This window comes from Salipiger bermudensis, from assembly GCF_017309175.1.
GTDB classification, from domain to species: domain Bacteria; phylum Pseudomonadota; class Alphaproteobacteria; order Rhodobacterales; family Rhodobacteraceae; genus Salipiger; species Salipiger bermudensis.
This window is the reverse complement of the sequence record NZ_JAEKJV010000001.1, coordinates 32,509-47,762: the sequence shown is the minus strand read 5'-3', so window position 1 is coordinate 47,762 and position 15,254 is coordinate 32,509. Positions and strand designations below refer to the sequence as shown.

13 protein-coding genes are annotated in these 15,254 nt (G+C 65.7%); 6 read left to right on the top strand and 7 right to left on the bottom strand.

All coding sequences use genetic code 11. The features are described from left to right. The first annotated feature begins 230 nt into the window (after nucleotides 1-230). On the top strand, nucleotides 231-1,514 hold the full coding sequence (locus JF542_RS24355; protein ID WP_224888280.1) for a Hint domain-containing protein: 1,284 nt from the start codon (nucleotides 231-233) through the stop codon (nucleotides 1,512-1,514). Nucleotides 1,515-1,553: 39 nt separating this feature from the next. Here the strand turns inward: JF542_RS24355 and JF542_RS00205 are convergent, their stop codons facing one another. Together JF542_RS00205 and JF542_RS00200 are read right to left on the bottom strand one after the other, a co-directional pair. After that, the gene (locus JF542_RS00205; protein WP_207074315.1) at nucleotides 1,554-3,833 is read right to left on the bottom strand and encodes an NADP-dependent malic enzyme; all 2,280 of its coding nucleotides are present in this window, start codon (nucleotides 3,831-3,833) and stop codon (nucleotides 1,554-1,556) included. Between the two features lie 247 nt (nucleotides 3,834-4,080). After that, the gene (locus JF542_RS00200; protein WP_007793032.1) at nucleotides 4,081-4,275 is read right to left on the bottom strand and encodes a DUF3072 domain-containing protein; all 195 of its coding nucleotides are present in this window, start codon (nucleotides 4,273-4,275) and stop codon (nucleotides 4,081-4,083) included. A 175-nt stretch (nucleotides 4,276-4,450) separates the two neighbouring features. Here JF542_RS00200 and JF542_RS00195 point away from each other — a divergent pair, with 175 nt between their 5' ends. The 4 genes from JF542_RS00195 to JF542_RS00180 all read left to right on the top strand — a co-directional run bounded on the left by JF542_RS00195 (nucleotide 4,451) and on the right by JF542_RS00180 (nucleotide 8,010). Next, on the top strand, nucleotides 4,451-5,371 hold the full coding sequence (locus JF542_RS00195) for a manganese-dependent inorganic pyrophosphatase (protein ID WP_007793035.1): 921 nt from the start codon (nucleotides 4,451-4,453) through the stop codon (nucleotides 5,369-5,371). A gap of 161 nt (nucleotides 5,372-5,532) precedes the next feature. Further along, entirely contained in the window at nucleotides 5,533-6,405 is an 873-nt protein-coding gene (locus tag JF542_RS00190; RefSeq protein ID WP_207074314.1) for an aldose 1-epimerase family protein, read from the top strand. Between the two features lie 78 nt (nucleotides 6,406-6,483). Continuing rightward, nucleotides 6,484-7,356 (top strand): TIGR01459 family HAD-type hydrolase, encoded by an 873-nt coding sequence (locus tag JF542_RS00185; RefSeq protein ID WP_007793040.1) that lies wholly within the window; start codon nucleotides 6,484-6,486, stop codon nucleotides 7,354-7,356. Between the two features lie 210 nt (nucleotides 7,357-7,566). Beyond that, a complete protein-coding gene (locus JF542_RS00180) occupies nucleotides 7,567-8,010 on the top strand; it encodes a MaoC family dehydratase (RefSeq protein WP_207074313.1) in 444 nt (147 codons plus the stop codon). 179 nt (nucleotides 8,011-8,189) lie between these two features. On the opposite strand, the gene JF542_RS00175 is transcribed toward JF542_RS00180, so the two are convergent. Further along, entirely contained in the window at nucleotides 8,190-9,053 is an 864-nt protein-coding gene (locus tag JF542_RS00175) for an SDR family oxidoreductase (protein ID WP_207074312.1), read from the bottom strand. A gap of 138 nt (nucleotides 9,054-9,191) precedes the next feature. Between JF542_RS00175 and JF542_RS00170 the strand changes: the two genes are divergently transcribed. Beyond that, on the top strand, nucleotides 9,192-9,668 hold the full coding sequence (locus JF542_RS00170) for a lytic transglycosylase domain-containing protein (RefSeq protein ID WP_007793048.1): 477 nt from the start codon (nucleotides 9,192-9,194) through the stop codon (nucleotides 9,666-9,668). A gap of 18 nt (nucleotides 9,669-9,686) precedes the next feature. Here JF542_RS00170 and JF542_RS00165 read toward each other — a convergent pair whose 3' ends face one another. From JF542_RS00165 to JF542_RS00150, 4 genes are all read right to left on the bottom strand, one after another. Then, nucleotides 9,687-10,934: a PAS domain-containing protein gene (locus tag JF542_RS00165; protein WP_007793050.1), complete on the bottom strand. Its 1,248-nt coding sequence runs from the start codon at nucleotides 10,932-10,934 to the stop codon at nucleotides 9,687-9,689. 118 nt (nucleotides 10,935-11,052) lie between these two features. After that, a complete protein-coding gene (locus JF542_RS00160; RefSeq protein WP_007793052.1) occupies nucleotides 11,053-12,243 on the bottom strand; it encodes an ABC transporter permease in 1,191 nt (396 codons plus the stop codon). A gap of 4 nt (nucleotides 12,244-12,247) precedes the next feature. Beyond that, nucleotides 12,248-13,936, bottom strand: a complete 1,689-nt coding sequence (locus tag JF542_RS00155; RefSeq protein WP_207074311.1) for an ABC transporter permease — start codon at nucleotides 13,934-13,936, stop codon at nucleotides 12,248-12,250. 103 nt (nucleotides 13,937-14,039) lie between these two features. Then, complete coding sequence (locus tag JF542_RS00150) at nucleotides 14,040-15,146, bottom strand: extracellular solute-binding protein (RefSeq protein WP_007793065.1); 1,107 nt, start codon at nucleotides 15,144-15,146, stop codon at nucleotides 14,040-14,042. Nucleotides 15,147-15,254 lie beyond the last annotated feature (108 nt).

Below are 15,254 nucleotides of genomic sequence, written 5' to 3'. Positions count from 1 at the left end.
GGCAAAACCCGCCATGCATCTCCCGCAGTAACGAGGTCCGGCCCTCCGCGACAAGGGTTGGAAACAGGAGAGTAAAACATGGCGCAGAGCGCTCTTATACAGGCCTCCCTCCCCGGCACACCACTCACGGCGGGGGCTCATCCCGGCCCCCGCCAGCCCAAGGGACACTCGACACCGCAACGGCCGGCACCCGAGCGCCGGACCGACAAGACTAGCGGGGCCTGAGCGCCATGGCCCTGCTCTCTGTCGACCTGCTCACAAATTCGACCTTCACCTATGACGATGGCAACGCCAATGACGGCGACACCGTCCAGATCACGGCGCTTGGCGACAGCCTGCTGATCGTCGATGGCGTAACCCTCACGATCACCTCGATCGCCGGCGTCAACGCCGGGGCCTCCCCGACCTTCCGGGCGATCAACGGCGGCGACCTGACCATCGATAACGGCCTGCTCGACGCCTCGCTGCTCAACGGCTTCACATTCGAGGTCTTCGACAACAGCGCCATGACCCTGGACGCCTCGACACTGAGCCTCGGCATCGTCAACGGCCTGCTGAACAGCTACGACGTCGCCTATTCGGGCCCCTTCGGCACCGGCACCTTCACCTACGATCCGCCGACCTTGTCGGTTCTCGGCATCCAGCCGGTGAATTTCAACACCACCGGGATGCAGGCCACCGACCAGTTCATCGTCGATGGCCGCACCATCGAACTTGACGAATCGAGCCCCGGCGATCCCAGCAGCGCCTATGACGGCAGTGTCCTGCACCTGACGGTCGATGGCGGGCTGCTGAGCCAGAGCGTCAATATCGATGTCCCGATGACTGCGGCCGAGGCCTCGGAGTTCTTCACGAACCAGGCCACGCTGCTCAACGGCGACACCTTCACCTTCCCGGGCGTGGCTCTGGCCTGCCTGACCACCGGAACACCCGTTGCCACGCTGGCGGGCGATGTTGCGGTGGAAAACCTCCGCGCAGGGCACCGCGTCCTGACGATGGACAACGGCTACCAGCCGATCCGCTGGATCGGATGCCGCCATCTCGAGGAGGAGGATCTGGAACGCAATCCCGAACTGCGCCCCATCCGGATCCGTGCAAATGCTCTGGGAAAGGGGCGGCCCGAACGCGACATCGTGGTCTCGCCCCAGCACCGTGTGCTTGTCTCCAATGCGGTCGCCGAGCGCATGTTCGGCCAGAAGGAGGTTCTGATCGCCGCAAAGCACCTGCTGTCTCTCGACGGCATCAACATCGCCGAGGAAATCGCCTCGGTGACCTACTGGCACTTCTTCTTCGATCAGCACCAGATCGTCTTCTCGAACGGGGCCGCGACGGAAAGCCTCTATCTCGGGAGTGAATCGATCAAGGCGCTGCCGGCGGAGGCGCGCCGGGAGATCCTGACCCTGTTCCCCGACATAGACCAGTATCTCTCGGCCCGCCCCCTGGTCTCAGGCCGGCGCGCCCGCAAGCTCTCGGAGCGGATCTCGAAGAACCGCAAGCTGCTGGTAGACCACTGAGCGCGCGCCCTGGCCCCCACCGGGGCGCGCGTTTCAGCCTCAGCCGTAGCTGGCGACCGGCGTGCCGGCGATGGCCGCCATGTTCAGCAGGCCGCGCGAGGTGATCGAGGGGGTCACGATATGCGCCCGGTTGCCGAGCCCCATGAGGATCGGCCCCACCTCCAGACCACCCGCCTTGAGACGCAGGATGTTGCGCACGCCGCTGGCCGCATCCGCCTGCGCGAAGATCAGCACATTAGCCGCGCCCTCGAGCCGGTTTTCCGGCATCAGGCGGTCGCGCAGCTCGGGGTCGAGCGCGCTGTCCACGTGCATCTCGCCCTCGTACATGAAATCACGCGGCTGGCTGTCGAGGATATCGAGCGCGGCGCGGATGCGCGGACCGGACCCATCGGACTGGTTGCCGAATTGCGAGCGCGAGCACAGCGCGATCTTTGGCGCCAGGCCGAAGCGGCGCACGTGGCGCGCGGCGCCGATCACCGTCTGGGCGATCTGCTCGGGAGAGGGCTCGGTCCAGACCTGCGTGTCGCCAAGGAAGAGCGGGCCGTCCTCGAGGATCATCATCGACAGCGCGCCCTGAGGCATGTGACCTTCGTTGCCCAGCACCTGGCTGATGTAGTTCAGGTGCCAGCGATACTCGCCGAAGGTGCCGCAGATCATGCTGTCGGCCTCGCCGCGATGCACCATGATGGCGGCGATTGCGGTGGTGTTGGTGCGCAGGATGGCACGGGCCAGGTCCGGCGTCACCCCGCGGCGCGCCATGAGCCGGTGATAGGTCTCCCAGTATTCTCGGTAGCGCGGGTCGTTGTTCGGGTCGACGACGTGGAAGTCGCGGCCCGGACGGATCTCGAGGCCCATGCGCTCACAGCGGGTCTCGAGCACGTCGGGACGCCCGATCAGGATCGGCTGCTCGGTGGTCTCCTCGAGAATGGCCTGCGCGGCGCGCAGCACGCGCTCGTCCTCTCCTTCCGAGAACACGATGGAGCGCGAGGCGGTGCGGGCGGCCTCGAAGACCGGACGCATGAGCAGCGCCGACTTGAACACCGATGCGTTGAGATGATCCTTGTAGGCCTGCAGATCCTCGAGCGGGCGCGTCGCCACGCCCGACTCCATCGCGGCCTTGGCCACAGCCGAGGACACCACGCCCGACAGGCGCGGATCGAAGGGCTTGGGGATCAGGTAGTCGCGCCCGAAGGTCAGCTGCTCGCCGTGATAGGCCGCCGCCGCCTCGGCCGAGGTGGTGGCCCGCGCCAGCGCCGCGATACCCTCGACGCAGGCCACGGCCATGTCGTCGTTGATCTCGGTCGCGCCGACGTCGAGTGCGCCGCGGAAGATGAACGGGAAACACAGGACGTTGTTGACCTGGTTCGGGAAGTCGCTGCGCCCGGTGGCGATGATCGCGTCCGGTGCCACCGCGCGCACCGCGTCCGGCATGATCTCGGGCGTCGGGTTGGCGAGGCCGAAGACGATGGGCTGCGCGGTCATGCGCTGCACATGCTCGGGCTTGAGCACGCCGGGACCGGAGAGGCCGAGGAACATGTCGGCGCCGTCGATCACCTCGTCGAGGGTGCGCTTGTCGCTCTTCTGCGCAAACGCCGCCTTCTGCGGGTTCATGTCCTCTTCCCGACCTTCGTACACAAGGCCATGGATGTCGCAGAGCCAGACATTCTCGCGCTTCACCCCGAGCTTGAGCAGCATGTTGAGACAGGCGATGCCCGCCGCGCCACCGCCGGTGGAGACGATCTTGATATCCTCGAAATTCTTGCCCGCCACGTGCAGCGCGTTGAACGCCGCGGCGCCGACGACGATGGCCGTGCCATGCTGGTCGTCATGGAAGACGGGGATGTTCATGCGCTCGCGGCAGATCTTCTCGACGATGAAGCAGTCCGGCGCCTTGATATCTTCGAGGTTGATCGCGCCGAAGGTCGGCTCCATGGCGCAGACGATCTCGGCCAGCTTCTCGGGATCGGGCTGGTTCAGCTCGATGTCGAAGCAGTCGATATTGGCGAATTTCTTGAACAGGACAGCCTTGCCCTCCATCACCGGCTTGGAGGCCAGCGGGCCGATATTGCCGAGCCCCAGCACCGCGGTGCCGTTCGACACCACCGCCACGAGGTTGCCACGGGCGGTGTAGCGCGCGGCGTTGGCCGGGTCGGCCTTGATCTCGAGGCAGGCCTCGGCGACGCCGGGAGAATAGGCGCGGCTCAGGTCGCGACCGTTCGCCAGGGGCTTGGTCGCCCTGATCTCGAGTTTCCCGGGCTTGGGGTTCTCGTGATAGAACAGCGCCGCCTGGCGCAGACTTTCCTGTGTGGTGTCCGACATGACCCGCCTTCCTCCCGAAAAGTAGTTTAACACTGAACAATCAGTCGCCAGCGGGATAGCAGGAGTAGCGCGAGGCGTAAACGAAAATCGCCTCCGGGTCCGCGCGGCCCCGGGCAAAGAGGCGCGTCCACAGGATGGAAAAACAGCCCCTCAGAGCCAGTGGGTCACAGCCCTGAACAGGGATGACGACATCCCAGAGCCGTGGCTGACCTGACCGGTAAAGGCCTATGTAGGGGGAGAATTCCGCTCAGTACACCACGGCTTCGAGCAGCTCGATCCGATGCTCGGCCTGCTGCACCGTCAGGTCGGTATGGACAGGCTCACCGGCCCGTTCCGAAAGTTCGCGCAGACGCTCTTCCTGGGTGGCGCTCATCGGCTGGCGCGGGTCCGGCGGCACGTCAAGGGCGGCGTCGATCTGGGCGGGGCGGGTCATCGCGTTCATTTGATCATATCCTCTCGTTTGCGTGACCAACGCGACCTCCCGCGCACGGGTTCCACTGGTTGCGCAAACGCTTGCGCCACCTTTGCAGGCGCGGCATTTCCGCAGGTGACAAGACGGCGCTCGCCACCTATAACCCGCGCCAAATTCCGATCCGCACCCAAGGAGCTAATTTTCCATGACCACTCTGGTTTTCGGCCACAAATCCCCCGACACCGACAGCACCGGCAGCCCGATCATCTGGTCGTGGTACCTCAACGAGGTGAAGGGCGAGAGCGCCAAGCCCGTGCTTCTGGGCGAGCCCAACACCGAAGCGGCCTTCATGCTCGAGCACTGGGGCCTCGACAAGCCCGAGATCATCGCGGATGTCGAAGCCGACGCGCCGGTCGTGATCGTCGACACCAACAACCCCGCCGAGCTGCCCGCCTCGATCAACGATGCGGACATTCGCGGCATCATCGACCACCACAAGCTGGTCGGCGGCCTCGAGACCAAGGGTCCGATCGACATCACCGTGCGCCCGCTGGCCTGCACCGCAACCATCATGGTCGACCTGATGGGCGGCGACGTGGCCAAGATGCCCGATGCCATCAAGGGCGCCGCGCTGACCTGCATCCTGTCGGACACTCTGGAATTCCGCTCGCCGACCACCACCGCGCATGACCGCGCCGTGGCCGAGACGCTGGCCGCCGATCTCGACCTCGACATCTCCGAGTTTGCAGCCCAGATGTTCGCCGCCAAGTCCGACGTCTCGGCCTTCTCCGATGCCGAGCTGATCCGCATGGACAGCAAGGAATATGCCGTCGACGGCACCAAGTTCCGCGTCTCCGTGCTCGAGACCACCGCGCCCGAGATCCCGCTCGACCGCAAGGCCAGCCTGATGGAGAGCTTCAAGACCGTCGCCGCCGAGGATGGCGTCGACGAGGTGCTGCTCTTCGTGGTCGACATCATCAAGGAAGAGGCCACGCTGCTGGTCCCCAACGACCTGGTCAAGACCGTGGCCGAGAAGAGCTTCGGCGCCACCGTCGAGGGCGACACCGTGGTGCTGCCGGGCGTGATGAGCCGCAAGAAGCAGATCATCCCGAACCTCAAGGTCTGATCCCTTCCCTTGTGACGCGATCAGAGGGGCGCCCTTGCCGGGGCGCCCCTTTTTCGTGCCCTGTCATCGGCTTGCCATGCAACCCTGCCACAGGCTCTGGTCAATCGGGCCGCGCTGAGACAAGCTCGCCCGACAATGAGAGCGCCCCAGACGAGCCCGAAATGACCTGTGACACGATCCAGATCGCCAGCGACGCCCTGACCGCCACCATCGCGCCGCTTGGCGCCGAGATGCAGAGCCTGCGGACAAGCGCCGGCGCCGACCTGCTCTGGCATGGCGACCCGACCTGGTGGAAGGGCCGCGCCCCGATCCTCTTCCCCATCGTCGGCAAGGCAGCCGATGACCGCATCGCCGTTGGCGCGCACGACGCCGAGATGCGCCAGCACGGGTTTGCCCGCCGCAGCACTTTCGCGCTCGAAAGCCGTTCCGACACCGCCTGCCGCCATCTGCTGCAGGACAGCGACGAGACCCGCGCGCTCTACCCTTTCGCCTTCGAGATCGCCGTCACGCACGCGCTCGCGAGCGCCACGCTCTCCGTCAGTGTCGAGATCACCAATCGCGACAGCCGCCCCATGCCCTTCGGCTTCGGCTTCCACCCGGCTTTTGTCTGGCCCCTGCCCGGCGCCGAGAGCCGCCCCCACGAGATCCGGCTCGACAATGGCGCCGAGCCCGCCATGGCCCGGCTGCGCGATGGCCTGCTGCCGCCCGAGCGCCTGCCCTCACCCTTCACCGCGGGACAGCTGACGCTCGACCCCGCGCAGTTCGAGGCTGACGCGATGATCTTCCCCGAAGGCGCGGGCCGCGGCCTCACCTACGGCGTGCCCGGCGGCCCCGAGCTGGCCTTCGCCTTCGACAACCTGCCCAACTTCGCGCTCTGGCAGCCGCCCGGCGCGCCCTTCCTCTGCGTCGAGCCCTGGCACGGCATGGCCGCCGCGCACGGCGCTACGGCGCAGATCGCCGACCGCCCCTTCAGCCTGAGCCTGCCGCCCCAGGAGACCGCCCGCTTCGGCTACAGTCTCACCGCCCGGCTCTGACAGGGCATCGGGACTGGCCAAGCCCGCCCCCGCAGCCTACCTAGGGCGCGACCCGAGCACATGCATATAAGGTGACCCATGTCCCAGATCATCGAAGCCCTGTCCGACGTCTCGCAGAACTACGAGGCGCTGTTCGTCGACCTCTGGGGCTGCGTCCATAACGGCGTCACCGCCTATCCCGAGGCCTGCGCCGCGCTGCAGGCCTACCGCAAGGCGGGCGGCATCGTCGTGCTGGTGACCAACTCGCCGCGCACCCGCGTCGAGGTCGCCAAGCAGCTGGTGAAGTTCGGCGTGCCCGACGACGCCTGGGACACCATCGCCACCTCCGGCGACAGCGCCCGCGCCGCGATGTTCCAGGGCACGGTGGGCGAGAAGGTCTATTTCATCGGCATAGAGGAGGAGAAGACCTTCTTCGAGCCGCTCCACCTGATCAAGGAGCCGATCAAGGTCACCTGCGTGCCGCTCGAAGAGGCCGAGGGCATCGTCTGCACCGGCCCGTTCGACTCCAGCGCCGATCCTGCCGAGATGCGACCGCAGTTTCTCTACGCCAAGCAGAAGGGGCTCAAGCTGCTCTGCGCCAACCCCGACATCGTCGTGGATCGCGGGCACCGCCGCGAGTGGTGCGCCGGCGCACTGGCGGCGCTCTACACCGAGATGGGCGGCGAGAGCCTCTATTTCGGCAAGCCCCACCCGCCGATCTACGATCTCGCCCGCCGCCGCCTGCACGAGATCGCCCCCGAGATCGGCGACAGCGCCATCCTCGCCATCGGCGACGGCGTGCGCACCGACATCCAGGGCGCGTTGGGCGAGGACATCGATTCGCTGTTCATCACCGGCGGGCTCGCCGCCGAGGAAACCCGCACCGAAGCCCAACCCCACGCCGAGGCGCTTCTCGACTTCCTCGCCAGGGAAGGCATGACCCCGACCTACTCGATCGGCTTCCTGCGCTGAGGCGCCCCTCTCTTTCCGGCCCGAGACACAAGGGCGCGCCGCGATCGCACGGCGCGCCCTTTTTGCCGTGTGCAACGTCGCGCCGCACGGTTCTTTGGTCGAAACCGGGCGAAACGCCCTTGATTTTCTGCGTCCGCAAAGTAATAAAGTTACTCAAGCGGCGTTTTTGGCCGCATCTTTGTTACCGGGCCGAAAATCATGGAGGCTGAGATGTACGATAACTTCCCGCGTGGAACCATCTGCATCGAGGATATCGAGATGGGGATGACCCGCCACCTGCGCAAACAGGTGACCGACCGCGACATCGAGCTCTTTGCCGAGGTCTCCACCGACCGCAACCCGGTGCATCTCGACGACGCCTATGCCCATGACACGATCTTCGAGGGGCGCATCGCCCATGGCATGCTGACCGCCGGGCTGATCTCGGCGGTGATCGGCGAGCAGCTTCCCGGCCACGGCACGATCTATCTCGGCCAGACTCTCAAGTTCCTCGGCCCCGTGCGGCCGGGCGACACGGTCTATGCCGAGGTCAAGGTGGTCGATATCGACCATTCGAAGCGCCGCGTCACGCTCGACTGCCACTGCTCCGTCGATGGCAAGAAGGTGCTCGCCGGCGAGGCCAAGGTGCTCGCCCCCTCGCGCAAGTTCGACTGAGGCCCCCCGCGCGACGACGGTCGCGCGCCTCCCCTTACTGGCTGGCCCCGCTTCGACCTTCCGACCGCGGACACTCCGACCTTCTCTGGTTCGACAAATACCTCGGGGTGAATTGGCCGCAGGCCAAGAGGGGGCAGAGCCCCCTCCCCTCTTACCACTCCCCCACGCCGGGACAACGCTCAGCCCGCATCGCCCTCTGCCGCCAGCAGCGCCGCGAGCCCGGCGCGGTAATCCGGGTAATAGAGCCTCACACCAAGCTCTTCCTTGATGCGGCGGTTCGAGACCCGCTTGCTCTCGGCATAGAAGCTGCGCGCCATGGCGCCCATCTCGGCGCTCTCGAAGGGTTCTTCCGGCGGCGGCGTGACGCCGAGCAGCTCCGCGGCGTGCAGGATGACCTCCTGAGGCGGCGCCGGATCGTCGTCGCAGAGGTTGTAGATTGCGCCGGGATCGGGCTGGCGGATCGAGGCCTCGAGCACCTGCGCGATGTCCTCCACGTGTATGCGCGAGAACACCTGCCCCGGCTTCACGATGCGCCGCGCGGTGCCGGCGCGCACCTTGGCGAAGGGGCCGCGGCCGGGACCGTAGATGCCGGCAAGGCGAAAGATGTGCAGCGGAAGATCGGGAATGGCCCGCCAGGCATCCTCGGCGGCCAGCCGCATCGCCCCGCGCCGCGTGCCGGGCGTCAGCGGGGTGTCCTCATCGACCCAACCGCCACCATGGTCGCCATAGACACCGGTCGTGGAGAGGTATCCGACCCAGTCGAGCTGTGCCGCGCGTTCGGCCATGGCCGGGCCGCAAAGGCGCAAGGACGGGTCGCCGTCACTGTCCGGCCCGGCGGAGATCAGCACATGGCTCACCCGCCCCAGCGCCTCTTCCACGGCCATGCGATCCCAGAGCAGCGGCACGACGCCCTCTGCCCGGAACCGCTCCGCCTTGGCCGGGTCGCGGGTGGTGCCGATCACCGTCCAGCCCTGCGGCAGCAATTGACGCGCCAGCGCCTGCGCCGAGTAGCCATGTCCGAGCGAGAGAAGTCTCTTTGTCATGCATCCAAGGTGAGATCTGCCGCCACAATATGCAAGCGCTCAGCGTTGAGCGGTGCGCCGCGCATCGTCTGCCCCGAGGATGGGCAAGGCCGCCGCAAAGCGCTAATCACACATCAGCCCGTACAAGAGAGGTGTCCCATGCCGAGTCTGTCCCGCCGTGCCATGATGGTGCTGCTGTTCGGCGGGCTTGCCGGCTGCGGCGCCCGCCGCGATGAGCCTGTGTCCCGCAACCACAACCCGCCGCTCTATCCCAACGAGACGCCGCAGCTGCGCACCCAGATCAACCGCTGGTCCGATCATTACGAGGTCCCGCGCGCGCTCGTGCACCGGTTGGCCATCCGCGAGAGCACCCATAACCCGGCCGCCCGCAATGGCCCCTATTACGGGTTGCTGCAAATCCTGCCGCAGACGGCCCGCACCATGGGCTTCCGCGGCGCGCCGTCTGACCTGCTGAACGCCGATACCAACCTGCAATACGGGGTGAAGTACCTGCGTGGGGCATGGCTTCTGTCTGACGGCAGCCATGATGCGGCGATCGGGTGGTACGCGCGGGGCTACTACTACGAGGCCAAGCGCCGCGGTATGCTGGTCGAGACCGGGCTGCGGCCCGCCTGATCCCCTCACCCACCGCCGTCATGTGACCGCCCGCAGCATCGCGGTGTTGGACTGGATGATGGTGTTCAGCTCGACGATCCGGGCCAGCCGCGCTTCGATCTCGTCCTGCCCGGCATCCAGCTGATCGACGATCCCCGACAGCGAATCGCCCGAGCCGTTGAGCGCCGCGCTCTCGATCTTGCACATCATCCGGGTCGAGCTGAGCCCGGTCACGTAGCGCTTCATGTCGAGCACACTGCGGCCCAGTCGGGTCGCCTCGCTCTCGACCACCTTGAGCGCCTCTCCGGCGCTCTTGCGGAACATCTTGGCCTCGGCCTGCAGGGTGTCGCGATCCTCGATCAGTGCAGTGATGTCCGGCGCGCTCTTCATGTCTTCCTCGAAGAGTGACGACATCTCCCGCTGCATGATTGCCGCGCAGACGAGGAACTGGCCACGCTCGATGGTTTCTCGCATGCGGACATAGGTGCTGTCCTTACCCTCGACGAATCCCTTCACCCAGCTTGCCATCTCGTCGAGCATGGAGCCGTAATTGACCGAAATCGCGCTGATCGGGCCGCCGGCATTCTCCAGCCGCGAGGCGAGGATACGCATGTTCATCGGCACCGTCCGGATCATCTTGATGATCTCGGTCATGCGGTCGGTCTCTTCCCGGATCTGCGCGATGGTGCGGACCATGGTAAGGAAACGCTGCTGCTGCGGATCCAGCGTCAGCCCGCTGCGCTTGGCGCGATCCTCGAGCTCGAGCGAGAGCGCCGCCGACATGTAGGCATCGTAATCCTCGTAGCCGAGCTCGGGCAGGCGGGCGAGCAGCGTCTCCGCGCTGCGCGCGGCAGAAACGCCCTCCTCGAGTTCCGCGTGGCGCAGATCGGCATAAAGCTCCTTCACCGTGGAGAACAACTCTGTATGCGGCTTGATCCGCACCGAGAGATAGCCCCCCGGGATCGGCCAGGCCACCGCGAGCACCCAGTAGTAGCGCCCGTCCTTGGACTTGTTCTTGACGTAGGCGGCGACCTCCTTGCCGGATTTCAGCCGATCCCAGTAGAGGTGAAACACGCCCTTGGGCATGTCGGGATGGCGCACGAGCTTGTGTGGCGCACCTTTCAGTTCCTCCCAGCCAAAGCCCGAGATACGCCGGAAGATGCTGTTGCCCTCGATGATGATCCCGCGCTCGTCGGTGCGGGAATAGAACATGCACGATGCCTCGAACGGGACCTCGCCCATGCCGCTGCGGCTTTGGGTGACGAGCTGGGAATCATGCTGGGTCATCGGTGCCTCGTGCCTCAGGACGCAATCGCCCCGACCATGCACGCAGCACCCTTTCCAAAAGCTGAACGCGGGCGCTTTTGACGCCCGCGTTCCGCATTTTTCGTCGCTGGTGCCCGGGTCAGCCCGGGCTCATGCCACGCAGCCGTTCGGAGCGGCGGCGCAGCAGCTCGACCGTGCTCAGCAACAGGATCGAGATGCCCACGAGGATCGTCGCCGCGGCGAGGATGGTGGGCGAGATCTGCTCGCGCAGGCCGGTGAACATCTGCCACGGCAGGGTCTGCAGCTCGGCCGAACCGATGAACAGCACCACCACGACCTCGTCGAAGGAGGTGATGAAGGCGAACAGACCGCCCGAGATCACGCCGGGCAGGATCAGCGGCATCTGCACCCGGAAGAAGGTGGTGACCGGATCGGCGCCCATGTTGGCCGCGGCACGGGTCAGCGAGCGGTCGAAGCCCACCAGCGTCGCGGTCACCGTGATGATCACGAAGGGAATGCCCAGCACCGCATGCGCCAGCACGACGCCCCAGTAGGTGCCGACGATGCCGATCTTCGAGTAGAAGAAGTACATGCCGGTGGCCGAGATGATCAGCGGCACGATCATCGGCGAGATCAGGATCGCCATGATGGCGCGCTTGCCGGGCACGTGGCTCTGGCTCAGGCCGATGGCCGCCAGCGTGCCGAGCGAGACCGAGATCAGCGTGGCCACGGGCGCGATCAGAAGCGAGTTCTTCACCGCGCGGGTCCATTCCGGGTTGGTCAGGAAGTCGCGGTAGTGCTTCAGCGAGTAGCCTTCCGGATCGAAGCGCAGCATCTCCGGGGTGAAGGTGAAGAAGTCCTCGGCGTTGAACGACAGCGGCATCACCACGAGGATCGGCGTGATGAGGAACACGAAGATGGCGCCGCAGATCACCCGGAAGGAATAGTGCCACAGCACCTGCCCGGGGGTGAGATAGGGCACCAGCTTCTCGCGGTAGCGGCCAAAGCCGACCCAGTAGGAGAACCAGCCGAAGAACCACGCGAAGAGCGCGCCGACCACGAGGCCGGGCAGACCGCCAAGACCGTAGCCGACCGCCGCGAAGATCGCGATCAGCCCCCAGCGCGCGGGCTTTTCCTTGCTCTCGCCAAGAACCGAGACCGCAAGGAAGCCGATCGCGGCCATGATGATCGCGCCGGCCACGATGCCCAGAAGGCTCGAGCCGTTGGCCGCGCCGACGAAGATGCCGGCGAAGGCCCCTGCCGCCGCGAGCACCGGCAGGGTGAAGGAGAGAGGTTTCTCTTCCACGGGTGTGAGGATCACGTCGTTCATTGCCTTACCCCAGCTTCACGTTGTCGATGCCGACGATGCGGTCGTAGGCCCAGTAGAGCAGCAGGACCACCGCCAGCAGGATCGTACCCAGCGCGGCCGCGAGGCCCCAGTTGAGCGAGGACGAGATGTGGTAGGCGATCCGGTTCGAAATGAACGTACCGGTGGTGCCGCCGACGATCTCGGGGGTGATGTAGTAGCCGATCGACAGGATGAAGACGAGGATCGAGCCCGCCCCGATACCCGGGATCGACTGCGGGAAATAGACCCGCCAGAAGGTCGTCCAGTTGGTGGCGCCGAGCGATTTCGCGGCCCGGACGTAGGACGGCGGGATCGTCGACATCACCGAGTACATCGGCAGGATCATGAACGGCAGCAGGATGTGGGTCATGGCCACGATGGTGCCGAACTGGTTGTTGATCATGGTCAGGCGCTGCTCGTCGGCCACCAGTCCGATCCAGACCAGCACGTCGTTGATCACACCCTGCTGCTGAAGCATCACCTTCCAGGCCGAGGTCCGTACCAGCAGCGACGTCCAGAACGGCAGCAGCACGAGGATCATCAGAAGGTTGGCGGTGCGCATCGGCAGGTTCGACAGGATGTAGGCCACCGGGTAGCCCAGCAGGATGCAGCTGAGGGTGATGACCAGCGACATGAACAGCGTGCGCTTGAACAGCAGCATGTAGATCTGCTCGTTCTCGGGTCGCGCCTCGGCGCCGTCCGGCGTCAGCTGCATGTCGATCGAATTGAGGAAGTAGCCCGAGGTATAGTTGGGGCTATAGAGCTTGATGGTGCGCCAGATTGGCGGCTCGATCCAGTCCTCGTCGATCTCCTCGAACCCGTCAATGAAGGCGACGGTCTCGAACTCGGGGCGGGCCACGAGCGCGGCCGCGGCCTGAAGCATGTCTGCGCGCGGACCGGAATAGGACGACACGTCGCCGGATGCGAGATCTTGGTAGAGGGCGGTGTGTACCGCCGACCAGGGCTCTTCCTCGAGCAGGTTGTCCTCTTCCACGCGCTGGGTGAAGTCGGCGAAGATGGCATATTGCGCGGCGCTGCGCGGCAGGATCTCGTCGATGCCCTCCCGCAGCTCGAAACGCGGCTGCCTGCCCTCTTCGTCCGCCGCCCATTCCTGCTGTTCGGCAAGCCAGTCGGGATCGCCCATCAACTCGATCCAGGGCAGCGGCTCGTCCCAGTTCTCGTCGAGATCCTCAAACTGGTCCTGGTAGACCTCGCCGATGTCGTCGAGCCCGCGGCCCGACTTGCGGAACAGCGAGGAGGCGCCGGTCAGCTCGTAGTTCAGACGCGAGCCGAGGCGGGTGTGGATGCGCTGCTCGGCAGCGATATACAGGTCGTAATAGGCGGCCTCGAAAGCCTCCTCGGGGGGCAGGTCCTGCCCGTCCCACGCGCCCAGCACCTCGGTGGTGCGCGGCATCGTGTCCGAGACGATCTGGTTCTCGACCGAGCGGAACAGCATGTCTGCGATTGGCGCGATGAAGGACACCAGCACGAAGATCAGCAGCGGCGCGATCAGCATCAACGCCCGCAGCTTCTGTCTCCGCAGCGCCCGCGACAGGCTCTTCTTAAGCGGTTTTCCGTCGGCGGCCAGCATCGGGCCGGAGGTCTTGTTGGCCTGACGCAGCGCATTGTCTGGCGTCGGCCCGTCGAATTTGTCTGGCCCTGTGGCGTCGCTCATGCGGATGTGGTCCCCGTTGGATCTGCGTCTTTGATGCGCATTTGATTTTCTAGGGTGGAAGGGGGCCAGGCGGCCCCCTTCCCTGTCAGATCAGCCGGAGCGCTTATTGCGCCAGCCAGGACTGGAACTTGGCGTCGATGTCATCGCGGTAGTCCGCCCAGAACTCGTAGTTGTAGAGCAGGGTGTTTTCCGCGTTGGCCGGATCGGTCGGCATGTGCGGCGCCATTTCGATGCCGAGCTCCGCGTGCTCTCCGACCAGCGGTGCCGAGGACTGACGCGCCGGACCGTAGGAGATGTACTTGGCCTGGTCGGCCAGACGCTGGGTGTCGGTGGCGAACATGACGAAGTCCTTCACCCGTGCGAGGCTCTCGTCGGAGAGGCCGGTCGGAATGATCCAGCCATCGAGGTCGAACACCTGCATGTCCCAGAGCATGCCCACCGGCTGGTCCTGCTCCTCGATCACCGAGAACAGACGGCCGTTGTAGGTCGAGCCCATGATGACTTCGCCGTCGGCGAGCAGCTGCGGCGTGTCGGCGCCGGCGGACCACCACACGGTCTCGTCCTTGATGGAGTCGAGCTTGGCGAGCGCGCGGTCCTGACCTTCCGGGGTCTCAAGAACGTCGTAGATCTCGTCCTTGGCGACGCCGTCACAGTACAGCGCCCACTCCATGTTGTTGATCGGACGGCGCTCGAGAGCGCGCTTGCCCGGGTAGGCCTCGAGGTCGAACAGCGCGCAGATGTCGGTCGGCGCGGTGTCGCCCACGAGGTCGGTGCGGTAGCCGACGGTGGTCGAATAGACGATCTGCGGGATGAAGCAGTCGGACACGATCAGGTCGCCGAAATCGTCCTCGGCGGAGGTGCCGTCGTCGCCTTCGGCGAGCAGGTCCTCGGGGTCGTATTCCATCGCCAGGCCTTCGTCGCACAGGCGGATGGCGTCGGCCGCCACCACGTCGACGAGATCCCAGGTGATGTTGCCGGCTTCGTTCATGGCACGCAGACGCGCCACGGCTTCGTTCGAGCTCTCATCCCACGAGACGCTCACGTCCGGGTGCATCTCGAGATAGGGCTTCACATAAGCTTCGTCCTGGCTGCGCTGGTAAGCGCCGCCCCAGGACACAAGCGTCATGCTGTCGGCCATATCCTGTGCAGCCACCGCGCCGGCGGACACGGTCAGCGCCGTCGAGGCCAGAAGCGTCTTGGTCAGTTTCATAGGTAACTCCCTTTTCAACCCGTCATTTTATGAGGACGACGCCCGGGTTGCGGCACCGACCTCGTGGAGAATGCCGCCGCGGCGAGGATCCGCAGATCCGCCGCGGCC

Coding starts and splice junctions, on each gene's coding strand:
- JF542_RS00155 (WP_207074311.1), bottom strand. CDS start 13,936: ATGAGCGACGCCACAGGGCCAGACAAATTCGACGGGCCGACGCCAGAC.
- JF542_RS00190 (WP_207074314.1), top strand. CDS start 5,533: ATGACCTGTGACACGATCCAGATCGCCAGCGACGCCCTGACCGCCACC.
- JF542_RS00150 (WP_007793065.1), bottom strand. CDS start 15,146: ATGAAACTGACCAAGACGCTTCTGGCCTCGACGGCGCTGACCGTGTCC.
- JF542_RS00165 (WP_007793050.1), bottom strand. CDS start 10,934: ATGACCCAGCATGATTCCCAGCTCGTCACCCAAAGCCGCAGCGGCATG.
- JF542_RS00160 (WP_007793052.1), bottom strand. CDS start 12,243: ATGAACGACGTGATCCTCACACCCGTGGAAGAGAAACCTCTCTCCTTC.
- JF542_RS00200 (WP_007793032.1), bottom strand. CDS start 4,275: ATGAACGCGATGACCCGCCCCGCCCAGATCGACGCCGCCCTTGACGTG.
- JF542_RS00175 (WP_207074312.1), bottom strand. CDS start 9,053: ATGACAAAGAGACTTCTCTCGCTCGGACATGGCTACTCGGCGCAGGCG.
- JF542_RS00195 (WP_007793035.1), top strand. CDS start 4,451: ATGACCACTCTGGTTTTCGGCCACAAATCCCCCGACACCGACAGCACC.
- JF542_RS00205 (WP_207074315.1), bottom strand. CDS start 3,833: ATGTCGGACACCACACAGGAAAGTCTGCGCCAGGCGGCGCTGTTCTAT.
- JF542_RS00170 (WP_007793048.1), top strand. CDS start 9,192: ATGCCGAGTCTGTCCCGCCGTGCCATGATGGTGCTGCTGTTCGGCGGG.
- JF542_RS00180 (WP_207074313.1), top strand. CDS start 7,567: ATGTACGATAACTTCCCGCGTGGAACCATCTGCATCGAGGATATCGAG.
- JF542_RS24355 (WP_224888280.1), top strand. CDS start 231: ATGGCCCTGCTCTCTGTCGACCTGCTCACAAATTCGACCTTCACCTAT.
- JF542_RS00185 (WP_007793040.1), top strand. CDS start 6,484: ATGTCCCAGATCATCGAAGCCCTGTCCGACGTCTCGCAGAACTACGAG.